Raw genomic sequence first — 248 nt, 5'->3', positions numbered from 1 at the left:
GAACATGGTTATCTGCCTGGCCCGGTGTTGGAAGAGGTCGCCGACGTCCTCGGCGTAGAGCGGATCTGGGTGTACGAGCTGGCGACCTTTTACACGCTCTTCCATACCGAACCGGTGGGCATGTTCCACCTGCAGCTCTGTGACAACGTTTCCTGCATGCTGTGCGGATCGGATGAGTTGCTGCCGCATCTGGAAACTGTGCTGGCGATAAAGAAGGACGAGACCACTCCGGATGAGCTGTTCACGCT

1 protein-coding gene is annotated in these 248 nt (G+C 57.7%); it reads left to right on the top strand.

Annotated features, from left to right (window positions below):
• The coding region (locus ACPYOJ_RS36195) for an NAD(P)H-dependent oxidoreductase subunit E (RefSeq protein ID WP_481420508.1) at nucleotides 1-248 on the top strand (248 nt) is incomplete at both ends.

Source organism: Rhizobium sp. SVR5-9E (genome assembly GCF_056755095.1).
This window is presented reverse-complemented; position numbering and strand designations above follow the sequence as displayed.